A 23,866-nucleotide genomic window follows, 5' to 3' on the forward strand; every position below is an offset into this window, starting at 1 on the left:
TAGTTGGCTCCCTTACTTGTTCGCCAGCTCGGCGGCTTTGTCGGCACCGGAATCCATGGTCTCGGCCTGGATCACCAGCGGGTGGTTGGCCTCGGCCAGGATGCGGCGGCCCTCTTCGACGTTGTTGCCGTCGAGACGGACGACCAGCGGCTTGTTGGCCTCGTCGCCCAGCATTTCCAGAGCCTTGACGATGCCGTTGGCCACCGCGTCACACGCGGTGATGCCACCGAAGACGTTCACGAAGACGCTCTTGACCTGGCTGTCGTTCAGGATGACGTCCAGACCGGCGGCCATGACCTCAGCCGAGGCGCCACCACCGATGTCCAGGAAGTTGGCGGGCTTCACGCCGCCGTGGTTCTCGCCGGCGTACGCGACGACGTCCAGCGTCGACATGACCAGACCGGCACCGTTACCGATGATGCCGACCGCGCCGTCGAGCTTGACGTAGTTGAGGTCGTGCTCCTTGGCCTTGAGCTCGAGCGGATCGGTGGCGTCCTTGTCCTCGAACTCTTCGTGGCCGGGCTGGCGGAAGTTGGCGTTCTCGTCCAGGGTGACCTTGCCGTCGAGGGCGAGGATCTGGTCGTCCGGGGTGCGGACCAGCGGGTTGACCTCGACCAGGGTGGCGTCCTCACCAACGAAGACCTCCCACAGCTTCTGGATGGTCACGGCCGCGGCGTCCAGCACCTCGGCGGGCAGCTTGCCCTTCTCGGCGATCTCACGAGCCAGCGCCAAGTCGACACCCTTGACCGCGTCGACGGGCACCTTGGCCAGGGCGTCGGGGTTCTCCTCGGCGGTTACTTCGATCTCGACGCCGCCCTCGACCGAGCACATGGCCAGGTAGGTGCGGTTGGCGCGATCGAGCAGGAAGGAGATGTAGTACTCCTCCGCGATGTCGCTGGCCTCGGCAACGAGCAGCTTCTTGACGATGTGGCCCTTGATGTCCAGGCCGAGGATGTTCTGCGCGTGGGTGAGGGCGTCCTCCGGGGTGGCGGCGTACTTCACGCCACCGGCCTTGCCGCGGCCGCCAACCTTGACCTGCGCCTTGATCATGACGGGCTTGCCGATTTCTTCGGCGATCGCCTTGGCGTCATCGGCGGACTCGGTGACCCGGCCTGGTGTAGTAGGAACGTTGTGCTTGGCGAACAGCTCTTTCGCCTGGTACTCGAAGAGATCCATGAGCTCTGAGAAATCCCGTTCTGTCTGCGTTGACGGTTGAATTCACTTCAGCATTGGGCCGCACTGGCTCGCTCGGCACTTTAGCCACGTACTAATGAGTAGCCTGCACCGCCTACCACCCATGTGGTACATCTCACCCGACAGCCACGAGTGAGGCAAATCACAGTTCCCGGCCAATGGCATCGATAGGTTGCCAATCGGTTCTGATTTTCAGTACCGTCATGGGCGGTCTCGGTAACGGTACGGTCACGGAGCAAAGGAATTTCGGTTGGCTGAGCACGATTCGTCTGGTACTCCCCTCGGAGAGGCGACGAACGCCGGCATCACCGAGAACGCTGACCGCACCACCATCAAGCTATCCCGCGCCATGAGCCCCGCCGAAGTGACCGACATCATCCCGTTCAACGAGTTCGGCGATCTGCACGATCTGGACCTCTCCGAGAGCGCTTTCGACCGCGATTCCCGCGTCAACGCCGCCCCCGAGCTCGACGATCTGGACGACACCGACGACCAGACCCCCCTGATCCTGACTGTCCCGGCCGAATTCCGGCAGCCCGAGGGCGCCCAGCGCCTCTCCGCGAGCGCCTACCGCGACAGCCACACCGATACCAGCAATGGTCTCGACGACACCGACGTCATCGATCTGCGCGCGAGCCGCGGCACCCACCGCAAGCCTGAGCCCGTCAACGGCGTGAAGGGCCGCCTGGTCGCCGCTGCCATGGCCGTCGGCGCCACCGCCGCCGCCGGGTACTCCATGATGACCAGCGCCGATCAGCCGACGAGTACCAAGCTGGCCGCCGATCAGGTTCTGGCATCGGGTCCCGCCGGCTCGAGCGACGGCATCCAGATCGTCAACGTGGAACCTGCTGCTTCGTCCGGCGCTGTGCATGCCCAGGAACTGGCCAACGGCGCCGCCTTCGCGCAGGAGCGTGCCGAGCGCGAGGCCCGCCTGGCCCGCCCGCTGTTCGTGATGCCGACGCGGGGTGTGTTCACCTCGGGCTTCGGCTACCGCTGGGGCGCGCTGCACGGCGGCATCGACATCGCCAACTCGATCGGCACGCCGATCGTCGCGGTTTCCGACGGCGTGGTCGTAGCTGCCGGCCCGACCGCCGGTTACGGCGCGTGGGTCAAGGTCCGCCACTCCGACGGCACCGTCACGCTGTACGGCCACGTCAACACCTGGGTGGTGTCGGTTGGCCAGCGCGTCTTCGCCGGAGATCAGATCGCCACCATCGGCAACCGTGGCAACTCGACCGGCCCGCACTGCCACTTCGAGGTACTCCTGGGCGGCAGCCAGCGCATCGACCCCGTGCCGTGGCTGGCGCAGCGTGGCCTGAGCCCGGGTAACTACGTCGGCTGATTCGTGACGGACGACAACACCGCCGATGGGCCGTTGTCCGACCCCACCCAGACGTTCGGGCGCCAGTCTGACGACGAACCCAGAACCGGTCTGATCCGTCGGGTACCGACGGGCGCGTTCCCCGCTGCTGACGCACCGGCTACCAGCATCATCCGCCGCACCCCAACCGGCGCCATCCCTGTCGCCGACGCTCCGCAGACCAGCATCATCGAGCCCGCAACGGGCCTGATCGCCGCTGAGGACGCTCCGGCGACCACGATCCTCCCGGCCTCGGCCCCGATTCCAGCTGCCGAGGACACTCCGACACCGGCACCGAAACCGCCGCCCGGCCCGTTCGCCGCCTGCGCCACCGCCACGGCCTGCATCTTGAGTGGCTGGGCAACGGCGGTCATCGCCACCTCGCTGATCGCCGGGTGGTGGCGCACCGATCCGCTGTTCTGTGTCGCCATCGGCTTCCTCGCCGCGGTCGGCTGCGGCGCCACCATCGGCGGGCAGATCGCTGTCCTGCTACGGCGCCGCACGGGCCGGGTGGTGGTGGTCGTCGGTGCCCTGGTGACGCTGGTGATCTTCGCCAGTTTGTTCGTCGCCGGGGCGAAACTGCCGCCGATCGTCTACGGCATCCCGGTGCTGCCCATCGCGAGCATGGTGCTCGCGATGCTGCCCGTCACCGGGCGCTGGTGCACCAAGATCTGACGCACCGAGTCGAATCCGGCTAAAAATCAGCGAGATCGCACCGTCTGATTTTCGCGCGCGGCGACGCTAAAGCTTCTGTACCGGCGCGTGGTTGTGCATCAACTTGACCCGGCCGGAACTGCCGAAATCGATGAGCGACATGGCCGATTCGCCGACGCCGCTGACCTCTTCGACGCGACCCAGACCGTACTTGTCGTGCGTGACGCGGTCGCCCGGGGACAGCACCACCAGCGGCTTGTTGCGGTTCGGCGCCGGCCGCATCGGCGACGGACGTCCACCGCCCAAACCGCTCGATCCGCCGGATGCGTAGCGGCTCGGCGCCGACAACGATGGTGGCGGCTCGACCCGTCGCCAGTCGATCAGCTCTTGTGGAATCTCTTGCAGGAAGCGTGATTCCGGGTTCAGCATCGGCTGCCCCCACGAGGACCGCACCTTCGCGCGGCTGAGGTACAGCCGCTGCCGCGCCCGGGTGATGCCGACGTAGGCCAGCCGGCGTTCCTCGGACAGTTCGGTCGGATCGCCGAGGGCACGCATGTGCGGGAACATGCCGTCTTCCCAGCCTGTCACGAAGACGACGGGGAATTCGAGGCCTTTGGCGGTGTGCAGCGTCATCATGGTGACGACGCCGTCGCCGTCTTCGGGGATTTCGTCGGCGTCGGCCACCAGGGAGACCCGCTCCAGGAACGCGGCCAGCGCTCCGGTGTCGGGCACGTCCTCGTCGAGTTCCTCTTCCTGCAAGGCCTGCGCATTGGCCAGGTCGGTGCTGAATTCGTGTGCGACGCTGACCAATTCGTTCAGGTTGTCCAGCCGCGCCTGATCCTGCGGATCGCTGGAGGCCTCCAGTTCGCGGCGGTAGCCGGTGCGGTCCAGCACTGTCTCCACCAGGTCGCCCAACTCACCGTCGAGCCCGCCGCGCAAGCTGTCCATGAGCTCGACGAAACTGGCAATCGCTTTCTCCGAGCGGGAGTTCAGCATCGGCACCCGGCCCTCGGCCGCAGCCTGCAGGGCGTCGTTGAAGCTGGCGCCGGTGTTCTCGGCGTACACCGCCACGCAGGCTTCCGCGCGGTCGCCGATGCCCCGGCGCGGGGTGTTGAGGATGCGCCGCATGCTCACGGCGTCGCCCGGGTTGTCCAGCACCCGCAGGTACGCGACGATGTCGCGAATCTCCTTGCGCTCGTAAAAGCGCATGCCGCCAACGACTTTGTACGGAATGCCGGCCCGGATGAAGATGTCTTCCACCGCCCGCGACGAGTTGTTGGTGCGGTAGAACACCGCGACGTCGCCGTAGGTGAACTTGGTGTCGATACCGCTGCCCTTGGTGGTCAGCGTGTCGATCTCCTCGGCGATGAACCGAGCCTCGTCGTGCTCGTTGTCGGCGACGTAGCCGACGATCAGTTCGCCCTCACCGGCGTCGGTCCACAGCTTCTTGTCGCGGCGTCCGGCATTGCGGCTGATCACGCCGTTGGCCGCCGACAGGATGTTCTGGGTGGATCGGTAGTTCTGTTCGAGCAGAATGGTTTTCGCGTTCGGGAAGTCGCGCTCGAAGTCCTCGATGTTGCGGATCGTCGCGCCGCGGAACGCATAGATGGACTGGTCGGCGTCACCCACGACGCACAGTTCTGCGGGCGGGACGTCATCGGAGCCTTCCGGCGCGTGGTGCCCGACCAGCTCGCGCACCAGTACGTACTGAGCGTGGTTGGTGTCCTGGTACTCGTCGACCAGGATGTGCCGGAAACGCCGACGGTAATACTGCGCGATCTGCGGAAAGCTTTGCAGCACAGCGACTGTCTCGCCGATCAGGTCGTCGAAGTCCATGGCGTTGGCGGCCCGCAGCCGGCGCTGATACTCGCCGTACACCTCGGCCACGATGCGCGGCAGGTCCTCGTCGGCCTCGGACGCCTCGGAGGCGGCCTGCAGCGGGTCGATCAGTTCGTTCTTCAGGTTCGAGATCGCGGTGGCCAGCATGCGCGGCGAGTACCGCTTGACGTCGAGGTTGAGGTCCTTGCCGACCATCATCAGCAGTCGGCGCGAGTCGTCGGCGTCGTAGATGGAGAAGTTGGAGTTCAGCCCCGGCAGTAGCGAGGCCTGGTTGCGCAGGATGCGGACGCAGGTGGAGTGGAACGTCGACACCCACATCGACTTGGCGCGCGGGCCGATCAGCTGGACCACGCGCTCACGCATCTCGGCGGCGGCCTTGTTGGTGAAGGTGATGGCCAGCACCTGGCCGACGCCGACGTCGCGGTTGCCCAGCAGGTAGGCGATGCGCCGCGTCAACACCGCGGTCTTGCCCGAGCCGGCTCCGGCCACGATCAACAGGGGCGAACCTTCATGCAGCACCGCTGCGCGCTGCTGTGGGTTGAGGCCGTCGAGAAGCTGATCAGTGTCGGGGGCTGCGCTCGTCATATCAGCTCAAACTTACCGCTGCAGACCGACAACTTTGCGCTGGCACCGGCCGGGATGGCACACTCGAAACGTGCTCAATGCGCAGCAGCGATTTTTCTACGGGTACCGGACGCCGGTACCCGGGGTTTAGCTGCTTCCCTTCAGCCCCGTGGTCCGCATCCGGATCCGGGGCTCGTTTGTTGTGTGAGGCCTGAATTCGGATGACACCAGAATCCACCAACAGCGAGGACAACATGTCAACCGAAACCGAACTCCCCAACATCGACGAGCTCCGCCTCGAGATCGACGAGCTGGACGCCACCATCCTGGCGGCTGTCGCCCGTCGCACCGAGGTCTCCAAGCTCATCGGCAAGGCCCGGATGGCCTCCGGCGGCACCCGACTGGTGCACAGCCGCGAGATGAAGGTCATCGAGCGCTACAGCGAGCTGGGTCCCGAGGGTAAAGACCTCGCGATGCTGCTCCTGCGCCTGGGCCGCGGCCGCCTCGGCCACTAGCCCCATACCGGGCGGCGTTTCCTGCGTCACACTAGGGTTTGAGGCATGGCTGATCACACTCCCGCTGCCGACATCTCGACCACCACAGCCTGGAAGTCGCTCAGCGCGCACCATGCCGCAGTCGAGACGACGACGCTGCGCGAGTTGTTTGCCGACGACCCGGACCGTGGCCGGGAACTGACTCTCACCGTCGGTGATCTGTACATCGACTACAGCAAGCACCGGGTGACCCGCGAGACCCTTGCGCTGCTGCTCGACCTGGCCCGCGCGGCCGGGCTGGAACAGCGCCGCGACGCCATGTTCGCCGGTCAGCACATCAACACCTCCGAGGACCGCGCGGTGCTGCACACCGCGCTGCGGCTGCCCCGTGGCGCGTCGTTGGTCGTCGACGGTCAGGACGTGGTCGCCGACGTGCACTCCGTCCTCGACGAGATGGGCACGTTCACCGACCGGCTGCGCAGCGGCGAGTGGACCGGCGCCACCGGGCAGCGCATCACCACGGTCGTGAACATCGGCATCGGTGGCTCGGACCTGGGGCCCGTGATGGTCGACCAGGCGCTGCGCCACTACGCCGACGCCGGCATCTCGGCCCGGTTCGTGTCGAACGTCGACCCGGCGGACCTGGTTGCCAAGCTCGACGGACTCGAACCTGCCACAACGCTTTTCATCGTCGCGTCCAAGACGTTCTCGACGCTGGAGACCCTGACCAACGCGACCGCCGCCCGCCGCTGGCTGGTCGCCGCACTCGGTGATGACGCCGTCGCCAAGCATTTCGTGGCCGTCTCGACCAACGCAAAGCTGGTGTCGGAGTTCGGCATCGACACCGCCAACATGTTCGGCTTCTGGGATTGGGTCGGCGGCCGCTACTCGGTGGACAGCGCCATCGGGCTCTCGGTCATGGCCGTCATCGGCAAGGAGCGGTTCGGCGAGTTCCTGGCCGGCTTCCATCTGGTCGACGAGCACTTCCGCACCGCACCACTGGAAGCGAATGCGCCCGCGCTGCTTGGCCTCATCGGCCTGTGGTACTCGGATTTCTTTGGCGCACAAGCACGTGCGGTGCTCCCCTACTCCAACGACCTGGCCCGCTTCGCCGCCTACCTGCAGCAGCTGACCATGGAGTCCAACGGCAAGTCGGTGCGCGCCGACGGCACCCCGGTCAGCACCGACACCGGCGAAATCTTCTGGGGCGAACCGGGAACCAACGGCCAGCACGCCTTCTACCAACTGCTGCACCAGGGCACCCGGCTGGTGCCCGCCGACTTCATCGGGTTCAGTGAGCCGACCGACGACCTGCCCACCGCCGACGGCACGGGCAGCATGCACGACCTGCTGATGAGCAACTTCTTCGCCCAGACACAGGTGCTGGCCTTCGGCAAGACCGCCGAGGAGATTGCCGCCGAGGGCACCCCGGCCAACGTCGTGCCGCACAAGGTGATGCCCGGAAACCGGCCCACCACTTCGATTTTGGCGACCAAGCTGACACCGTCAGTCGTCGGCCAGCTGATCGCGCTGTACGAGCACCAGGTCTTCACCGAGGGCGTCATCTGGGGCATCGACTCGTTCGACCAGTGGGGCGTCGAGCTGGGCAAGACCCAGGCCAAGGCCCTGCTGCCCGTCATCACGTCCGACGCCGCGCCGGCCGCGCAGTCCGACAGCTCGACCGACGCCCTGGTGCGTCGCTACCGTGCCGAGCGCGGCCGCAGCGCTTGACCCGGGAAACTCACGCGAAGTACTTGGTGAACCGCGGCGGGACGAGCTTCATCACCTCGACCAGCGGCCACCACGGCCAGCCCGGGACGACGGCGCGGCCCTTCTCCTTCTCGATGGCGTCGATCATGGCCTTCACGCCGGTCTCGTTGTCGACCATGAGCATGGTGGATTTGGACTTGGCGGTCATCTCGGACTCGATGTAGCCGGGCTCCAGCACAGTGACCTTGATGGGGCCGGACGGGTACTCGGCACGCAGCGATTCGCCCAGCGAGGTGACGCCGGCCTTGCTGGCGGCATACGCGGCCTTGTACCCCGGGACGCCCACGTTGCCGAGCACCGACGACACCAGGACCAGGTGACCCCGGCCCGCCGCCTTGAAGATCTCCAGCGCTGTTTCGATCTGGACCAGCGCCGCAACCAGATTCGTCTCGATGGTCGCCTTGTTGGCCCACAGTTTCCCGCCGCCCAGCGGGTAGCCCTTGCCGATGCCGGCGTTGACGATGACGCAGTCGATGCCGCCGAGTTCGTCGGACAGCTCCTGGAACACCTTGGGCACCTGGTCGTGGTCGTTGACGTCGAGCGACGCGATGGCGACCGTGACACCGGGGTACTGCGCCGTCAGTTCGGCCTTGAGTTCTTCGAGGTTGTCCAGCCGGCGGGCACACAGCGCGAGGTCGCGGCCCTTGGCGGCGAACTGCCTGGCCATACCGGCGCCCAGGCCCGAGCTCGCGCCGGTGATGAGGATTTTCTGCCGAGTCATGACTGCAGCGTAGCGAACTCGACACGTGTCAAGAAAGGTCGCAGGGTGCAGGATCGACGTATGAAGCTCGCCGCCCTGTTGGTCATCTGGTTGGGCACCGCGTGGGGTCCGGTGTCCGCACCCCTCGCCCACGCCGACGCCGATCCGCTGTTCCGCCTGGTCGACACCGCAGCCCAGCGGCTGCAGACCGCCGATCCGGTCGCCGCCGTCAAGTGGATCGACGGCGGCTCGATCGAGGATCCCGCGCGGGTCGATCAGGTGCTGTCCGCCGTCGGCGCCCAGGCCACAGCGTCGGGTGCCGATCCGACGTTCGTGCGGCAGGTGTTCACCGACCAGATTCACGCCACCGAGGGCATCGAGTACCTGCGGTTCAGCCAGTGGAAGTTCGATCCGGCCACCGCTCCCGTGGCGGCGCCCGACCTGTCCCAATCACGCACTGCGATAGACGGTTTCAACCACACGATGGTCACCGAGATCGCCGCGCAACAGGGCGTCCTACACGGCCCGGGCTGTACCGTCGCACTGGACGCAGCCCGCACCCAGGTGACCGACCAGCGGCACCTGGACCCGCTGTATCAGCAGGCGCTGGCGGCCGCAACCAAGAACTACTGCAGCTGAATCACTTGAGCAGCTTGGACATTCGCCGGTCGGCCAGCACCTTGCCGCCCGTCTGGCACGTCGCGCAGTACTGAAAAGACTTGTCCGCAAAGGACACCTCGCGGACCGTGTCGCCGCACACTGGGCACGGCAGCCCGGTGCGGGCGTGCACCCGAAGCCCGGACCGCTTCTCCCCCTTGAGGGTTGCCGCGCCCTGCCCGACCGATCGACTCACCGCATCGGTGAGCACCGAGATCATCGCGTCGTGCAGCGTCCCCAACTGTTCGTCGGTCAACTTGCCCGCGGTCGCGAACGGGGACAGCTTGGCCACGTGCAGGATTTCGTCGCTGTAGGCGTTGCCGATCCCGGCAATCGTCCGCTGGTCGGTGATGACGTTCTTGATCCGCCCGGTGTTGCCGGCCAGGACCGCACTCAATTCCGTCGGCCCGAGTGACAGCGCGTCCGGTCCCAGCGTGGCGATCTGCGGGACCGCCAGCGGATCGTTCACCAGCCAGACGGCCAACCGCTTCTGGGTCCCCGCCTCGGTCAGGTCGAAACCCGGTGCCTCACCCGGCTTTCCGAGATGCACCCGCAAAGCGATCGGCCCCTTGCCTGGTTTGAGCGGCGCGGGAGCCAGCTTCTCCGACCAGCGCAACCACCCCGCCCGGGACAGGTGCGTGATCAGGTGCAGGTCGCCGACCTGCAGGCCCAGGTGCTTTCCCCAGCGGTCGGCCCCGGTGACCTCGTTGCCGTACAGCGCCGTCGGCGGCGGATCGAAGGTCTTGAGCACAGAGAAGGCGGAGACGTCGACGCGGCCGATCGGCAGACCGACCGCATGACGACGCAGGTGATCGGCGAGCGCCTCGACCTCGGGAAGTTCCGGCATGGGTTCAGGCTAGCGACTGGAGGTACCGCATGCTGTACACATGGCAGACCGCTCGGCGCCCGCCCCGGCCACCAATCCGCTCCGACGCATGTTGGTCATGAACGCGGTACCGCGCCGCTGGCCGTTCGCGCTGCGGGCCGCGGTCTGCATGATGGTGCCGATTCTCGCCGGGTGGGCGGCCGGAGACGTGTCCGCCGGGTTGGTCGCCACCATCGGCGGATTCACCTCGCTCTACGGCAGCGGACGCCCGTATCTCAACCGGGCGATGTACCTCGGCGCCATCGCCGTCGCGTTCGCGGTGGTCGTGGCACTCGGCGACTGGGCCGCCGCGACCCCCTGGTCCGCCGTGCTGGTGGTGTCGGTGATCGCGATGATCGCCGTGCTGATCTGCCAGGCTCTCTCCGTCGGACCACCGGGCGCCTACATGCCTGTGCTGGCCTGCGCGGCGGCGGTCGGGATCGCGGCCGAGCACCTGAGCCCGTGGCGACTGGGTGCGCTGGTGTTGGCCGGCGGCGCGTTCTCCTGGGTGGTTCACATGGCGGGCGTCCTGGTCCGCCCGCGCGGGCCGGAGCGCGCCGCGGTGGCCAGTGCGGCCGAAGCGGTGGCCACCTACATCGAAACCTCGTCGCCCGACGCCAGGCACCGAGCCGCCCAGCTCCTGCACGAAGCGTGGATCACCCTGGTGACGTTCCAGCCGGTGCGGCCCAAACCGGATGACGCCCTGTATCGGCTGCGGATGACGAACCGCCGGCTACACGTGTTGTTCGCCGAAGCCATGGCCGCCGCCGACCGCGGCCAACCGATGTCGGTCGACGGCGCCGCGTCGGCACGGCAGCTGGGCGCGGTGCCCGACGACATCGGCGGCAGTTTCGAGGGCCTGATCCCGCTGGGACGGCCGTCCGTCGGCACCCTGTTGCGTCGGGCCGTGACCTCGGGGGCTCCCCCGCTGACCGCCGCACTGCGCACCGCGGTCGCCGTGGCGATCGCCGGCACCGTCACCGTCGGCCTGAACATGGACCATGCCTACTGGGCCATGGCGGCAGCAGTGCTGATGCTGCACCAGGGATTCGATTGGCGGCGCACAGTGCAACGCGGCATCGAACGAACCCTGGGCACCTGGCTCGGCCTGCTGCTGGCCGGGGGCATCTTGGTCGCCGCGCCCGGTGGCCCCTGGCTCGCCGTGGTCGTCGGCACGCTGCAGTTCCTGATCGAGATGTTCGTGGTGCGCAACTACACGGTCGCGGTCATCTTCATCACGCCGGCGGCACTCACCATCGCCTCCGGTGGTCACCGCATCACCAACGTGCTCGACTTCCTGCTCGCCCGCGGCATCGACACCGTGATCGGCTGCGCCGTAGCACTTCTGGTGCTGTGGCTGACGCGGCGCGGACATCCGGCAGCGCGCCCCGCAGAGTCGATCGCCGCGACGCTGGATGCCGTCGCCGTCGTGGTCAGCCATCTCGCCGCGGGCGCGGTCACCACCGACCAGGCCCGCAATGACCGTCGCGATCTGCAACTGCGCGCGATGGCCATGCTCCCGGTCTACGACACCGCCATCGGCGGGTCGACCAGGGACCGGATTGCGGCAGAACGACTTTGGCCGGCAATCGTCGCCACCGAGCAACTGGCCTACCGGACACTGGCCGCGGGTTGGGCCACCGAACGGTCCGAAGCGCCGATCACCCCCGACGACGCCGAGCGGCTGACTACGACCATCGGCGACCTGGCCGAAACGGTCCGCACCGGACGGCCCGCAGCCGACATCATCGAGCCACCGGCCTTCGGCGCCGCCGAGTTGCAGGCGATCCGCGCGTCGCTGACGTAGTGATTTGTGCACAAACCCCTACTTCTCGATGGCGCGCTGCACCAGACCCAGCGCCCAGCCGACGACCGACAACAGGATCGCCGCCCAGATCGCGGTGAACCAGAACTGGTCGATCGACAGGCCCCAGTGCGTGGTGTTCTCGGTGATCCACGAGGTGATCCACAGCATCCACGCATTGATCACGATGTGGACCAGGCCGAGCGTGAGGATGTACAGCGGGATCGCGAACAGCTGCACGATCGGCTTGATGATGGCGTTGACCAACCCGAAGACGAACGCGACGACCAGGATGATGCCGACCCGCTCCAGTTGGCTGCTGCCCACCGGGAAGACGAAGGCGATCCCCGACACCATCTTGGTGACCACCCACAACGCCAGGCCGGTCACGGCGGCCCGCAGCAACAACGATTTCATACCGTCGATTCTGCCCGCAGCAGATAGATGTCCATGATCCAGCCGTGCCGGACCCGGGCCTCGGCACGCTCGGCGGCGATCCGTTCCCCAACCTCGGCGACGGTGCCGGCGATCAGCATCTCGTCCGGGGTCCCGAGGTAGGCGCCCCACCAAATGCGGGTCTGCGGTGGGCATTCCAGGAACGAGCACTCGCCGTCGAGCATCACCACCGCGGCACCGGCCAGCCCGTGCTCACGCAGCTGACGGCCCGTCGTGATCAGCACCGGCTCGCCAATGTCGTTGAGCGGTATGCGATGCCGGGCGGTGAGTGCCTGAATGGCGGTGATGCCCGGAATGACGTCGAACTCGAACTCGACGTGTTCGGCGACCCGGTCCAGGATGCGCAGGGTGCTGTCGTAGAGCGACGGATCGCCCCAGGCAAGAAAAGACCCGGTGGCGCCGTCCGGTAGTTCGGTTTCGATGGCCTCGGCCCACAGCCGGGCCCGCGCGGCATGCCATTCATTCACAACGTCGTGGTACGCCCGGCCATCTTCGGCCTTGGCCCTCATGGGATCGGGCAGCGCCACGAACCGGTAGTCGGGGTTTTCGATGAACCGCTCGCAGATCAGCCTCCGCAGCGCGACGAGATCGTCCTTGGTGTCACCCTTGTCCATCGCGAAGAACACCTGGGTGTCATTGAGCGCCGCGACGGCCTGGGCGGTGACGTAGTCCGGGTCGCCGGCACCGATACCGATGACGTGGATAGTGCGCATCCGCGAAGGCTAGCTGTACTGACCTGAGAGGTTAGGTACGCGGCTGGCGGGTGGTTGACCGCCCAGTGCGGTGTGGCCGCGGTGGTGATTGTAGGTGTGTAGCCATCGGGGGTACTCGGCGCAGCGTTCGGCGTCGCTGGTGTAGAGCCGGGCGTAGGCCCATTCATCGGCCAAGGTGCGGTGAAATCTCTCCACCTTGCCGTTGGTCTGGGGCCGGTAGGGACGTGTTCGGCGGTGTTCGATGGCCCCGAGTGCGTCACGGAACGCGTGAGATCGATAGCAGGATCCGTTGTCGGTCAACACCTTCGACACCGTGAACCCGCATTGGTTAAACCATGCGTTGGCCCGGGCCCAGAACGCTGACGCTGTCTCTTTGCGCTCGTCGGCCAGGAGCTCGGAGTAGGCCAGCCGTGAGTAGGCATCGATCGCGGTGTGCAGGAAGTGATGGCCCTTGATCGGGTGACCGTGCTTGCTGACGCGTCCGGAACTCTTATCGGCGCGCGTGTTGTGATTGCCTGCGGTTCGGCCCAGCATCCGCCAGCCCCCGCCGGCAGGAATTTTGCCCAGCTTCTTGACGTCAACATGCACCAGTTCGCCGGGTCGCGCGGCGTGAATTCTGCGGATCACCGTGCCGGTGGGCCGGTCGAGCCAACGCAACCTGGCCACCCCGTAACGGGTTAGCACCCGGTGCACGGTCGAGGGATGAATTCCCAGCAGATAGCCGATTCGTGCTGGCCCCCAACGCCGGATGACCCGCACTTTGATGATCCGGCGCTCGGTACGAGTCGGTGTCTGGTTGGGGCTTCGCTGTGGACGTGAACTGCGATCGACCATGCCGGCTGGGCCCTGCTCGCGGTAGCGACCCGCCCAACGCGCCGCTGTGGTGACCGCGACTTGGAATCGCTCGGCTGCGCGGCGCAGCGACCAGCCGTCCTCGACGACACAACGGGCCAAGCGCAGACGACCAGTTTCCGACAGCGGAGCATTACGGTGGGACACGAAGACCTCCGAGATTGAGTTGGTGCGTTCCTAGACAGCTCGCACTTCACTCGGAGGTCTTCTTCATGTCACCACGCCACGCCGTACCTAACGTCCGTGGTCAGTACAGCTAGCGGCCTACGGCGGCCTCACTTTTATCCAGTACCGCAGGTATTGACTACCTTCGGTATCGGACGTAACTTCGAAACACCGGACACTTTCGAAGGGATGTCAACGATGACAGCTTCGGTCAAGGGCCAGACCAGTCGCGCAGAGTTCGCCGAGCGCCTACTCAAAGGCTCGGTGCGCAAGTCTTACGCGCCGATCGTCGACATCGACTGGGACGCGCCGATCGATCCGGACAAGTACTTCCTGCCACCGAAAGTGGTGTCGCTGTACGGCACGCCGATCTGGGAATCGATGAGCCGGGCCGAGCAGATCGAACTGTCCCGCCAGGAACTGGTGAACACCCTCTCGGCGGGCATCTGGTTCGAGAACATCCTGAACCAGGCGCTACTGCGCAAGATGATGCACCAGGACCCGACTGCGAGCACGACCCACTACGAGCTGACCGAACTGGGTGACGAGACCCGGCACATGGTGATGTTCGGCAAGGCCATCGAGAAGGTCGGCGCCGATCCGGTGCGGCCGAAGTGGTACCAGCGCACGATCATCAACATGCTGCCGTTCGCCTTCCAGGGCTCGATGCTGTGGGTGGCGGCGCTGATCGGCGAGGAGATCTTCGATTCGCTGCAGCGGCAGATGATGGACGACCCCGAGCTGCAGCCAATGGTGCAGCGGCTCATGCGGATTCACGTCACCGAAGAGGCCCGACACATCCAGTTCGCCCGCGACGGGCTGCGCAAGCGCACGCCCGAGATGTCGTGGCCGAAGCGCTTCTGGATCGGCAATCTCAACGGCGTGGGTGGGCTGTTCTTCCGGTTCCTGTTCACCAACAAGGTGCAGTACCGCCGCGTCGGCCTGGACGCGCGGGCCGCCCGCCGAATGGCGCGGACCTCGCCGCACCGGATCGAGACGCAGATCGCGGGCTTCGCGCCGCTGGCCTCGTTCCTGGAGGAAGTTGGACTCCTCGGCCCCATCGCGCGCCGGCTGTGGCGACGCAGCGGATTCCTGCCCGGCGGCCCCATCGCGCCCGCGGCGCGCGCGGACATCGCCGACGCCGAAGACCTCTATGACGGACCCGCCACCATCGACGGCCGCGAGGTGCGGGTCCGGCTGGCCGGGCACCTGGATCCGATCGACGGTCAATACCACTGGCGCGGAACGGTTTTCGAGGCGCTCGACGAACTGCCCCGCACCGCCGTCACCGTGGCGGTCGGAGAACGGACGGCAACAGCACGCGTCACCGAGCGCAGCCAGCAGGGCGGCTACGCCATCAGCGGCGCCGGATTGCCGCCCTTCCCACTGACGTAACAGCCACCGAATGGGCCATACCCATTCCACAAAACTAGAACACGTTCTAGCATCGGGTCATGAGGTTCACCTACGCCGAAGCGATGACCGACCCGTCCTACTACATTCCGCTGGCCAAGGCGGCTGACGAAGCCGGCTACCACGCGATGACCATCCCGGACAGCATCGCGTACCCCTTCGAGTCCGACTCGACCTACCCGTACACCGCCGACGGCAGCCGCGAATTCCTCGACGGCAAGTCGTTCATCGAGTCGTTCTCGCTGATCGGCGCCCTGTCCGCGGTCACCACCAAGCTGCACTTCAACATCTTCGTGCTGAAGCTGCCCATCCGGCCGCCGGCCCTGGTGGCCAAGCAGGCCGGGTCCCTGGCCGCGATGTTCGACAACCGCTTGGGCCTGGGCGTCGGCACCAGCCCGTGGCCCGAGGACTACGACGTCATGGGCGTGCCGTTCGCCCGTCGCGGCAAGCGCATGGACGAGTGCATCGACGTCGTCCGCGGCCTGACCTCGGGTGACTACTTCGAGTACCACGGCGAGTTCTACGACATCCCGAAGACCAAGATGACTCCCGCGCCGACCAAGCCGGTGCCGATCCTGGTCGGTGGTCACGCCGACGCCGCACTCAAGCGCGCCGCCCGCAACGACGGCTGGATGCATGGCGGCGGCGACCCGGCCGAGCTCGACCCGCTACTGAAGAAGCTGGCGCAGTACCGCGAGTCCGAGGAGCGCATCGGGCTCTGCGACGAGTACCAGATCCACGTCATCTCGATCGACGGCTTCACCGTCGACGGCGTGAAGCGCCTCGAGGACAAGGGCGTCACCGACGTCATCGTCGGCTTCCGCGTGCCCTACATCATGGGCGAGGACACCCAGCCGCTCGACGAGAAGATCAAGCACCTCGAGATGTTCGCGGAGAACGTCATCGCCAAGGTCTAGTCGCCTCGCGAAAACCCCCAAAACCTGAAGTGCTCCCCAGAAGTTGGACCGAGAAATTCGGTTCCTTCGTCTGGGGAGTACTTTTTTGCATCCACAGTGTTCGTTGACTGAGGCCCAACGCAGTGTGGCGGTAGCGTTGTTCGAGCAGGGTCGGGGCTATGGTGCCACGGCGAGTTATCTGGGAGTGAGCCGTTGGGCGGTTCGCGATCTGCGTCGTCGATGGGTCCTGCACGGCAGGAAGGCGCTAGTGGCTAAACCGACCAACACGCAGTATCGGTTCGAGTTCAAGCTCGAAGTGGTGGGCAAGGTCGTCAACGATGGCGCGACTGCAGCCGAAGTGGCCATGGAGTACGGGCTGTCCTCGGACCAGCTCGTGCGATCGTGGGTGCGGTCCTATCGCCGACTGGGTGAGGATGGGTTGAAACCCAAACTCAAAGGGCGTCAACCCAAAAACGCCGACTCCCCGCCACAGGAGCTGACCGATCTGCAGCGGCTCGAGCAGGAGAATCTGCGGTTGCGGGCGGAAAATGCCTACCTAAAAAAATTGCGGGCCTTGATGGCGCACGAACAGCGGTGAAAGCCGCCGCTGTTGCCGCACTCAAGGCTGACCATCGGTTGCCGTTGTTACTGCAGGTCGCGGGACTGGCGCGGTCGACGTTCTACTACCACCAGGGCAAACCTGAGGTGCCCGACCCGCGGGCTGACCTCAAGACCGCGATCGCCGAGGAGTTCGAGGCCGCCTACGGCCGCTACGGTCACCGCCGGCTGCACACCGTGCTGACCAGACGGGGTTTTGTGGTGGCCAAAAAGACCGTGCTGGCGTTGATGCGCGAGCTCGCGCTGATCTGCCGGGTGCGGCGCCGCCGCCGCTACAACTCCCACACCGGTGAGACCGGGCAGATCGCCGACAACGTCCTCGATCGCGACTTCGCCGCCACCGCGCCGAATCAGAAGTGGGTCACTGACGTGACCGAGTTCCGGATCGGCGATCGCAAGGTCTATCTGTCGCCGGTGCTCGACCTGTTCGACCGATCGGTGGTGGCGCACTCCTGGTCACTGTCACCGAATCTGGAGTTGACCAACTCATCGCTGGCCTCGGCGATCGCCACCCTCGAACCCGGCGAGCGGCCCCTGGTGCATTCCGATCAAGGCTTCCAGTACCGGCACCGGTCCTGGCGTGGCCTGCTCAACGATGCCGATGCCTCGCAGTCCATGTCACGCAAGGGCAACTGCTACGACAACGCCGTCGCCGAGAACTTCTTCGGCCATCTGAAGTCAGAAATGTTCCACCACAACCGATTCGACACCATCGAGGACTTCACCGCAGCGCTCGATGACTACATCTGCTGGTACAACACCGAACGCATCTCCACAAAGCTCAAGGGCCTGAGCCCGGTCCAATACCGGGCCCAGGCCCTTGCCGCTTAAGCTCCAACCCTCAGAGTCCAACTTTCGGGGACCACTTCACCTCTCGGGATTTGGGGGTTTTCGCTCGGTGGTTACAAGTCGATGATGTGCATGGCGGCCTCCTCGGCCGAGGCCGCACCACCATCGATGCCGACATCGCCGCCGGTGAGTTCACCGTCCTGATCGCCCGAGACGAGCCGGCCGGACCGCCGGTCGCCCACCTCGTCGTCACCCCACTGCTCGTCGACCGTGTCGACATCGTCGAGTTGCATTGCGGGGTCCGGCTCCTCCTCGGCGAGGAGTTCATCGAGCGTCTCGTGATCGCGCGGCTCGCGCCAGGCGTCCGGCGGTTCGTAGCCTTCGTCCAGCAGGTCGTCGACGCCGCGGTCGATCAGCATGTCCTCCTGGGTCAGCTGATCGTCGTCGACGCCGTACTCGTCTGAGCCGCTCATGGCTTCACCTTGCCACGTATCACCAAATCCCGCGACCAACTGCTCAACAACCGGTGAGCAGGCGTGAACACCCCCAAAACCATCGCGTTTCGGGGGTGTTCACGTCTGCTCGCGGGAATGGAGATCACAGCGTACGGCTGATGATCTCCTTCATGATTTCGCTTGTGCCGCCGTAGATCTTGTTGACCCGCGCCGCGGCGTAGGCGCGGCCGATCGGGTACTCCATCATGTACCCGTAGCCGCCGAAGAACTGGACGCAGCGGTCGACGACCGCCACTGCCCGGTCGGCGGCGATCAGCTTGCCCATGGAGGCAATCGCCGGATCGTTGTCGCCGTCGATCAACGCCTGCACGCAGTAGTCCACCGTGGTCTTGATGGACAGCACCTCGGCCTTGAGCTCGGCGAGCTGGAATCGGTTGTGCTGGAACTTGATCAGCGGCTTGCCGAACGCCTCGCGCTCCTTGGTGTACTTGATGGCCTCCAGCACCGCGGCCTCGGCCATACCGGCGCAGATGGAGCCGATGACCAGCCGCTCGCGAGCCAGCTGCGACATCAATTGGTAGAAGCCCAGCCCCTCCTGCTCGCCTAGCAGGTTGGCGACCGGAACCCGCATGTCGGTGAAGAACAGCTCGCGGGTGTCCTGGCCGTGCTGGCCGACCTTCTCCAGCACCCGGCCCCGCTCGAAGCCCGGCAGGTCGTTGACCTCGGCAACGATGAGCGAGACACCCGCCGCCCCTTGAGTGGGATCGGTCTTGGCGACAATCACCACCATGTCACACAGAGATCCATTGGAAATAAAGGTCTTTGACCCGTTGATGACGTAGTCGTCGCCATCGCGGATCGCGGTGGTGCGGACGGCCTGCAGGTCCGAACCGGTACCCGGCTCGGTCATCGCGATGGCCAGCACGGCCTCGCCGCTGATGATCTTCGGCATCCAGCGGGCCTTCTGCTCCGCGCTGCCGTACGTGTCGATGTAGTGGGCCACGATCGGCGAGTGCACCGACCAGCCCGAAGCCGAATCATGGGCCAGCGCAAACTCTTCGGCCACCACTGCCGAGAATCCGAAGTCGCCGCCCGCGCCGCCGTACTCCTCGGGCAGGTCCAGGCCCAGCAGGCCGGCGTCGCCCAGCTTGTTCCAGAACTCGCGGTCGACCTGGTGATTCTTGGCCCACCGTTCCTGGTTGGGCGTGGCCTCTTTGGCCAGGAACGCCACGGCGTGCTGACGCAGCTCGCGGTGCTGATCGGTCTCCCAGCTGGCCCGGTATTTCGGGAAAAGCTCTGACATCAGTCCACCTCACTAATGTTCCGCGCACTATACAGCTGTATAGGCTCCTGTTCATGTGTACAGTACATTGATCTGGTTGTCGACGGGAGGTCTGATGGTTGATCCACGGGCAACTGTCGATGACCTGACGGCCAAAGCGCGTATTCGCAACACCGCGCTGGACCTCTATGCCAAACACGGCGAGGACCGAATCTCCTTGCGCGCCATCGCCTCTGAGGCCGGCGTCGCGGTGGGACTGGTGCAGCACCATTTCAAGACCAAGGCCGGCCTGCGGGATGCGGTGGACCAGCTGGTGGTCGACTACTTCGCCAATGCCCTCGCCGACGTCCCCGAATCCGCCTCGACGGCAGTGCGCGACGATGCCGTCCGGGACATGCTGCGGGCCAATCCGACGGTGGTCGACTACGTGCGCCGGGCCCTGCTGCAGCCCAACGTCGCCGACAGTCACCTGATCGACGTCATCGTCGACCTGACCCAGCGCGAGGTCCGGGCCGCCCGCAAGACCGGTCGCGCCTCGACCACCCGACGGGAGAACACCCAGGTCGTCGCCGTGCTGGCCCGGCAGATGGGCGAACTACTGTTGGCACCCATGGTCGACGCGGTGTGGCAACGGGTGGCGCCGGATACGAAACCGCCGCGGCTGCGGGTGGCCGTCGACGAGGCCGCGCAATGACCGTCACCGTCGACGCATTCGAGGTCGCGGACACCGCAGATTCCTGGACCGCTGCCGGCTTCACCGTCGACCCGGACGGCATATGCCGGATCGGCGGCGTCCAGATCCGGTTGGTCGGGCGTGATCGCGGCAAGGGCATCGTCGGCTGGTCGCTGCGCGGGCTGGCGTCCGACGCCCCGCTCGACGGCATTCCCACCACCCGGTCGGACACCCCGGCAACGACGCCGGCCGTGCACGCGAACGGCGCCATCTCGATCGACCACGTCGTGCTGCTGTCTCCTGACTTGAATCGGACCGTCGCGTCGCTGGCGGCGGTCGACGTCCATCCGCGCCGGGAGCGCGACGGACAACTCGGCGGACGACCGATGCGCCAGATCTTCTTCCGGCTGGGTGAGGTGATCCTCGAAGTCGTCGGCTCACCCGAGACGACGGGCGACGGGCCGTCGATGCTGTGGGGCCTGACCTACGTCGCCCAGGACATCGACGCCACCGCCGCGTTCTTCGGCGACCGCACCGCACCGGTCAAGCCGGCAGTGCAGCCGGGACGACGGATCACCACGCTGCGCCACCAGGAATTCGGGATGTCGGTCCGCACGGCGATGATCTCCGGCCCTGATCGCTGACGCAATGTCGGCCTGAGAGCGGCGATGAACATATATACGGTTATCGAAGCTCTCAGACCGACATTGTGATCGAGCCGGACCGGGACGCTAACCTCGCACCATGACCGACCGCGGCCCCGTCTTCGACGGCATCTCGATCGGGCGGCCCGCGACCGGCGCGCTCATCGACGCCGGCTATCGCACCCTCGCGGATCTGCCCGCTGATCTCAACGAGCTTCTCCCGATGCACGGCGTCGGACCGAAGGCCGTGCGACTGCTCCAGGAGGCGCGCCAGTCATGAGCGACTCCGACACCGATGACATCGTGGTCATCCACACCGACGGCGGCTGCCGCCCCAACCCCGGTCCTGGCGGCTGGGGCGCGGTTCTGCGCCTGCGTCACCACGTGCGCGAGATGTGCGGCGGCGAGCCAGCTGAGACCAGCAACAACCGAATGGAGCTGACGGCGCCGATCATGGCGCTCGAAGCGTTGACGCGGCCTGTCGTGGTGCACCTGCACACCGACAGCACCTACGTCCGCAACGGCATCACCAAGTGGGTGCACGGCTGGGAACGCAACGGCTGGCTGACGGCGTCGAAGCAGCCGGTGAAGAACGTCGACCTCTGGAAGCGACTGCAGGCTGCCTGCGCCCGGCACGAGGTCGAGTGGTTCTGGGTGAAGGGGCACGCCGGCGTCGCCGACAACGAGCTGGCCGACCAGTTGGCGACCCGGGGTCTGGAAGAAGCCGTCGCCGCTACTCCCAGATGACCTCACCCGGCGTCTTGTCGGGCCGCAGCCCACGCCAGCTGGGCTGGCGCAACCGGCTGTCGGTGGTGCGTTCGCTGTAACGCACCTCCCCTACCAGCTCGGGCCGCACGTACGTCACGCCTTTGGCGTCCAGGGTGGAAAGTGGTGCGGTAAAAGGTGATTCGCTGGTTTCGAGAGGCTGCAGCAGCGCCCGCAGGTCGCCCAGCATCTTCTCGGTGAACCCGGTGCCGACCCGCCCGGCGAACTGCAAACTGCCCTCAGCCGGCACCCCCACCAGCAGCGCCCCGATGCCACTGGTGCGGCCGCCTTCCCCGGCGCGCCAGCCGCCGATCACCACTTCCTGGGTTCTCCAGAACTTGTCCTTGACCCAGGCCTCGGACCGTCCGGGCCGGTAGCCAGAATCCCATTTCTTGGCGACCACGCCTTCGAAGCCGCGGTCACCCGCAAACGTCAAGGGATCCTCCGCGGGCAGCAGCGGCGGCACCGTCAATGCACCATCGGAAGCCAGTGTTTCCAACAGCTTTCGCCGGTCCCGGTACTTCGCCCGGCTCAGATCACGCCCGTCGAGGGACAGAATGTCGAAACACCAGAATTCGATGTGGGCATCGGGACCGCGGTTCTGCATGGCCTGAAAACTCGGTACCCCATCCTGCAGCGCCACTACCTCACCGTCCAGGATCACGTGGTGCTCGGCGAGATCGGCTGCCAGGGACTGCAATTGCGGGAACTCGTCCGTGATGTCCCGACCACTGCGCGCGGTGAGCCGGATCCGGCCGTGGTCGGCGTCGACCAGCAATCGGTAGCCGTCCCACTTACCTTCGAAGGCCCAGTCATCCGGCGACAGTCGGCCCACCGAGCCATGGGTGGCCAGCATCGGTTGCAACCGTTGCTCTTTCATCCGGCGGACCAGCCAGTTCTTGCCCTCGGTCTGGATCAGGACATACCGCCCCGAGACCCGGCTGCCGTGGAGGTTGACGATCACCTCGCCGTGTTCACCTGGGTCCCGGAACTTTTCGGTGTCGTAGGTGCCCGCGTCCCAGATCGTGACGTGCCCGCCGCCGTATTCGCCCTTGGGGATGTCGCCTTCGAAGGTGGCGTACTCCAGTGGGTGATCTTCGGTATGCACCGCCAGGTGGTTGACGGTCGAGGTGTCCGGAAGGTTCTTCGGCACAGCCCAACTGACCAGCACGCCGTCGCGTTCGAGCCGGAAGTCGTAGTGCAGTCGGCGGGCGTGGTGCTCCTGGATGACAAACCGGTTGTTCTCCCCCGACGCCGGCCGCGCCGACGGCACCGGCTCGGGGGTCCGGCCCGGGTCGCGCATGCTGCGGTAGGTGGTGAGCCGGTCGGCCACGGGCGCACCGGCATCCAGTCCCGCGAGCAGGTCACCGTCGCGGTTCAGCCGGGTCAGCACCTCGTCGAACCGCAGCTGGCGCAACCCCGCGTCGTCGAGTTCGTCCCAGCTCCGCGGCGCCGCCACCGTCGGCTCGTCGCGGCCGCGCAACGAATACGGCGCCACCGTCGTCTTGGCTGACGAGTTCTGGCTCCAGTCCAGGAACACCTTGCCGGCCCGCACGCTGCGGGTCATGGTGGCGGTGACCAGACCGCCCATCGACGATTCGAGCTGCTGGGCAACACGTTTGGCGACGGCCGAGGCGCCGCGCGAGCTGACGGGCGAGGCCAGCGGCACATAGAGGTGCAGCCCCTTGCTGCCGCTGGTCAACGGATAGGCCTCCAGGTCCATGCCGGCGACGAGGTCGCGGACCGCACGGGCCACCTCGCACAGCTGAGCCATGGTGACGTCGTCGCCGGGATCGAGGTCGAACACGATGCGGGTGGCCGGGCCCGGAGCTGGGGCATCTCCCGCCCCGCTTCGCCCGCCCGCGCCCACGAAACGCCATTGCGGCACATGCACTTCCAGTGCCGCCTGCTGAGCGATCCAGGCCAGCCCCTCGACGGTGTCGATGATCGGGTAGACGGTCGTCCCGCTGCGATGGGTGATGGCGCCGCGGTCCAGCCACTCCGGCGCCGACGACGCCAGATGCTTTTCGAAGAACGGCTGCTGCGCAACACCATTGGGCCACCGTTTACGGGTCACGGGGCGACCGGCGATGTGCGGCAACATCGCATCGGCCACGGCGAGGTAGTAGTCGAACACATCGGCCTTGGTGGTCCCGGTCGCCGGGTAGAGCACCTTGTCCGGGTTGGTCAGCCGCACCCGTCCGAATTGCTCCACTGCTCAAGTATCCAAGCCCGGACGCGATC

General features: G+C 66.3%; 24 protein-coding genes and 1 pseudogene. 14 read left to right on the forward strand and 11 right to left on the reverse strand.

From position 1 onward, the window contains the following. Nucleotides 1-12: 12 nt before the first annotated feature. Nucleotides 13-1,176 (reverse strand): ADP-forming succinate--CoA ligase subunit beta, encoded by a 1,164-nt coding sequence (gene sucC, locus ACNO8X_RS26750; protein WP_418003448.1) that lies wholly within the window; start codon nucleotides 1,174-1,176, stop codon nucleotides 13-15. A gap of 268 nt (nucleotides 1,177-1,444) precedes the next feature. On the opposite strand from sucC, the gene ACNO8X_RS26755 reads away from it, so the two are divergent. Next, complete coding sequence (locus ACNO8X_RS26755) at nucleotides 1,445-2,536, forward strand: M23 family metallopeptidase (RefSeq protein WP_418003449.1); 1,092 nt, start codon at nucleotides 1,445-1,447, stop codon at nucleotides 2,534-2,536. A 3-nt stretch (nucleotides 2,537-2,539) separates the two neighbouring features. Then, entirely contained in the window at nucleotides 2,540-3,229 is a 690-nt protein-coding gene (locus ACNO8X_RS26760; RefSeq protein ID WP_418003450.1) for a hypothetical protein, read from the forward strand. A gap of 66 nt (nucleotides 3,230-3,295) precedes the next feature. Here the strand turns inward: ACNO8X_RS26760 and pcrA are convergent, their stop codons facing one another. Continuing rightward, nucleotides 3,296-5,632 carry a DNA helicase PcrA gene (gene pcrA, locus ACNO8X_RS26765; RefSeq protein WP_418003451.1) on the reverse strand — a complete coding sequence of 779 codons (2,337 nt, stop codon included), beginning with the start codon at nucleotides 5,630-5,632 and terminating at the stop codon, nucleotides 3,296-3,298. A 200-nt stretch (nucleotides 5,633-5,832) separates the two neighbouring features. Between pcrA and ACNO8X_RS26770 the strand changes: the two genes are divergently transcribed. Together ACNO8X_RS26770 and pgi are read left to right on the forward strand one after the other, a co-directional pair. Beyond that, nucleotides 5,833-6,126 (forward strand): chorismate mutase, encoded by a 294-nt coding sequence (locus tag ACNO8X_RS26770; protein ID WP_043390768.1) that lies wholly within the window; start codon nucleotides 5,833-5,835, stop codon nucleotides 6,124-6,126. 45 nt (nucleotides 6,127-6,171) lie between these two features. Beyond that, nucleotides 6,172-7,836, forward strand: a complete 1,665-nt coding sequence (gene pgi, locus ACNO8X_RS26775) for a glucose-6-phosphate isomerase (protein WP_418003452.1) — start codon at nucleotides 6,172-6,174, stop codon at nucleotides 7,834-7,836. A 10-nt stretch (nucleotides 7,837-7,846) separates the two neighbouring features. On the opposite strand, the gene ACNO8X_RS26780 is transcribed toward pgi, so the two are convergent. Continuing rightward, on the reverse strand, nucleotides 7,847-8,596 hold the full coding sequence (locus tag ACNO8X_RS26780) for an SDR family oxidoreductase (RefSeq protein WP_418003453.1): 750 nt from the start codon (nucleotides 8,594-8,596) through the stop codon (nucleotides 7,847-7,849). Nucleotides 8,597-8,656: 60 nt separating this feature from the next. Between ACNO8X_RS26780 and ACNO8X_RS26785 the strand changes: the two genes are divergently transcribed. Then, the gene (locus ACNO8X_RS26785) at nucleotides 8,657-9,214 is read left to right on the forward strand and encodes a chorismate mutase (protein WP_418003454.1); all 558 of its coding nucleotides are present in this window, start codon (nucleotides 8,657-8,659) and stop codon (nucleotides 9,212-9,214) included. A gap of 1 nt (nucleotide 9,215) precedes the next feature. On the opposite strand, the gene ACNO8X_RS26790 is transcribed toward ACNO8X_RS26785, so the two are convergent. Beyond that, nucleotides 9,216-9,689, reverse strand: coding sequence for a zinc finger domain-containing protein (locus ACNO8X_RS26790; protein WP_418006048.1), 474 nt, complete (start codon nucleotides 9,687-9,689; stop codon nucleotides 9,216-9,218). A 144-nt stretch (nucleotides 9,690-9,833) separates the two neighbouring features. Next, nucleotides 9,834-10,079: pseudogene (locus ACNO8X_RS26795) on the reverse strand (DNA-formamidopyrimidine glycosylase family protein); the annotation flags it as partial. Nucleotides 10,080-10,119: 40 nt separating this feature from the next. Between ACNO8X_RS26795 and ACNO8X_RS26800 the strand changes: the two are divergent. Beyond that, nucleotides 10,120-11,904 carry an FUSC family protein gene (locus tag ACNO8X_RS26800; protein WP_418003455.1) on the forward strand — a complete coding sequence of 595 codons (1,785 nt, stop codon included), beginning with the start codon at nucleotides 10,120-10,122 and terminating at the stop codon, nucleotides 11,902-11,904. A gap of 18 nt (nucleotides 11,905-11,922) precedes the next feature. Here the strand turns inward: ACNO8X_RS26800 and ACNO8X_RS26805 are convergent, their stop codons facing one another. Genes ACNO8X_RS26805 through ACNO8X_RS26815 form a run of 3 tightly spaced genes read right to left on the reverse strand, consistent with a single transcriptional unit; the run spans nucleotide 11,923 to nucleotide 14,069 of the window. Next, complete coding sequence (locus ACNO8X_RS26805) at nucleotides 11,923-12,318, reverse strand: phage holin family protein (RefSeq protein ID WP_418003456.1); 396 nt, start codon at nucleotides 12,316-12,318, stop codon at nucleotides 11,923-11,925. Continuing rightward, nucleotides 12,315-13,070, reverse strand: coding sequence for a precorrin-6A synthase (deacetylating) (cobF, locus tag ACNO8X_RS26810; protein WP_418003457.1), 756 nt, complete (start codon nucleotides 13,068-13,070; stop codon nucleotides 12,315-12,317). The genes ACNO8X_RS26805 and cobF overlap by 4 nt, the downstream gene beginning before the upstream one ends. A gap of 9 nt (nucleotides 13,071-13,079) precedes the next feature. Then, nucleotides 13,080-14,069, reverse strand: a complete 990-nt coding sequence (locus ACNO8X_RS26815; protein WP_418002682.1) for an IS481 family transposase — start codon at nucleotides 14,067-14,069, stop codon at nucleotides 13,080-13,082. 216 nt (nucleotides 14,070-14,285) lie between these two features. Here ACNO8X_RS26815 and ACNO8X_RS26820 point away from each other — a divergent pair, with 216 nt between their 5' ends. From ACNO8X_RS26820 to ACNO8X_RS26835, 4 genes are all read left to right on the forward strand, one after another. Then, complete coding sequence (locus tag ACNO8X_RS26820) at nucleotides 14,286-15,482, forward strand: diiron oxygenase (RefSeq protein WP_418003458.1); 1,197 nt, start codon at nucleotides 14,286-14,288, stop codon at nucleotides 15,480-15,482. 59 nt (nucleotides 15,483-15,541) lie between these two features. Next, nucleotides 15,542-16,417, forward strand: coding sequence for an LLM class flavin-dependent oxidoreductase (locus ACNO8X_RS26825; RefSeq protein ID WP_133763254.1), 876 nt, complete (start codon nucleotides 15,542-15,544; stop codon nucleotides 16,415-16,417). 247 nt (nucleotides 16,418-16,664) lie between these two features. Further along, complete coding sequence (locus ACNO8X_RS26830) at nucleotides 16,665-16,994, forward strand: helix-turn-helix domain-containing protein (RefSeq protein ID WP_418002669.1); 330 nt, start codon at nucleotides 16,665-16,667, stop codon at nucleotides 16,992-16,994. Beyond that, on the forward strand, nucleotides 16,991-17,845 hold the full coding sequence (locus tag ACNO8X_RS26835; RefSeq protein WP_418003459.1) for an IS3 family transposase: 855 nt from the start codon (nucleotides 16,991-16,993) through the stop codon (nucleotides 17,843-17,845). Before ACNO8X_RS26830 ends, ACNO8X_RS26835 begins: the two co-directional genes overlap by 4 nt. A 71-nt stretch (nucleotides 17,846-17,916) precedes the next feature. Here ACNO8X_RS26835 and ACNO8X_RS26840 read toward each other — a convergent pair whose 3' ends face one another. Both ACNO8X_RS26840 and ACNO8X_RS26845 read right to left on the reverse strand, forming a co-directional pair. Further along, the gene (locus ACNO8X_RS26840) at nucleotides 17,917-18,276 is read right to left on the reverse strand and encodes a DUF5709 domain-containing protein (RefSeq protein ID WP_418003460.1); all 360 of its coding nucleotides are present in this window, start codon (nucleotides 18,274-18,276) and stop codon (nucleotides 17,917-17,919) included. 124 nt (nucleotides 18,277-18,400) lie between these two features. Next, complete coding sequence (locus ACNO8X_RS26845) at nucleotides 18,401-19,561, reverse strand: acyl-CoA dehydrogenase family protein (RefSeq protein WP_418003461.1); 1,161 nt, start codon at nucleotides 19,559-19,561, stop codon at nucleotides 18,401-18,403. 94 nt (nucleotides 19,562-19,655) lie between these two features. Between ACNO8X_RS26845 and ACNO8X_RS26850 the strand changes: the two genes are divergently transcribed. The 4 genes from ACNO8X_RS26850 (at nucleotide 19,656) to rnhA (ending at nucleotide 21,604) form a co-directional block, all read left to right on the forward strand. Next, a complete protein-coding gene (locus tag ACNO8X_RS26850; protein WP_418003462.1) occupies nucleotides 19,656-20,234 on the forward strand; it encodes a TetR/AcrR family transcriptional regulator in 579 nt (192 codons plus the stop codon). Continuing rightward, entirely contained in the window at nucleotides 20,231-20,857 is a 627-nt protein-coding gene (locus ACNO8X_RS26855; RefSeq protein ID WP_418003463.1) for a glyoxalase, read from the forward strand. Before ACNO8X_RS26850 ends, ACNO8X_RS26855 begins: the two co-directional genes overlap by 4 nt. 100 nt (nucleotides 20,858-20,957) lie before the next feature. Further along, on the forward strand, nucleotides 20,958-21,137 hold the full coding sequence (locus tag ACNO8X_RS26860; RefSeq protein WP_418003464.1) for a helix-hairpin-helix domain-containing protein: 180 nt from the start codon (nucleotides 20,958-20,960) through the stop codon (nucleotides 21,135-21,137). After that, a complete protein-coding gene (gene rnhA / locus ACNO8X_RS26865) occupies nucleotides 21,134-21,604 on the forward strand; it encodes a ribonuclease HI (RefSeq protein WP_418003465.1) in 471 nt (156 codons plus the stop codon). The genes ACNO8X_RS26860 and rnhA overlap by 4 nt, the downstream gene beginning before the upstream one ends. Here rnhA and ACNO8X_RS26870 read toward each other — a convergent pair. Next, a complete protein-coding gene (locus ACNO8X_RS26870) occupies nucleotides 21,591-23,837 on the reverse strand; it encodes an ATP-dependent DNA ligase (protein ID WP_418003466.1) in 2,247 nt (748 codons plus the stop codon). The genes rnhA and ACNO8X_RS26870 overlap by 14 nt on opposite strands. Nucleotides 23,838-23,866 lie beyond the last annotated feature (29 nt).

This window comes from Mycobacterium sp. PDNC021, from assembly GCF_048282635.1.
Lineage (GTDB): Bacteria > Actinomycetota > Actinomycetes > Mycobacteriales > Mycobacteriaceae > Mycobacterium > Mycobacterium llatzerense.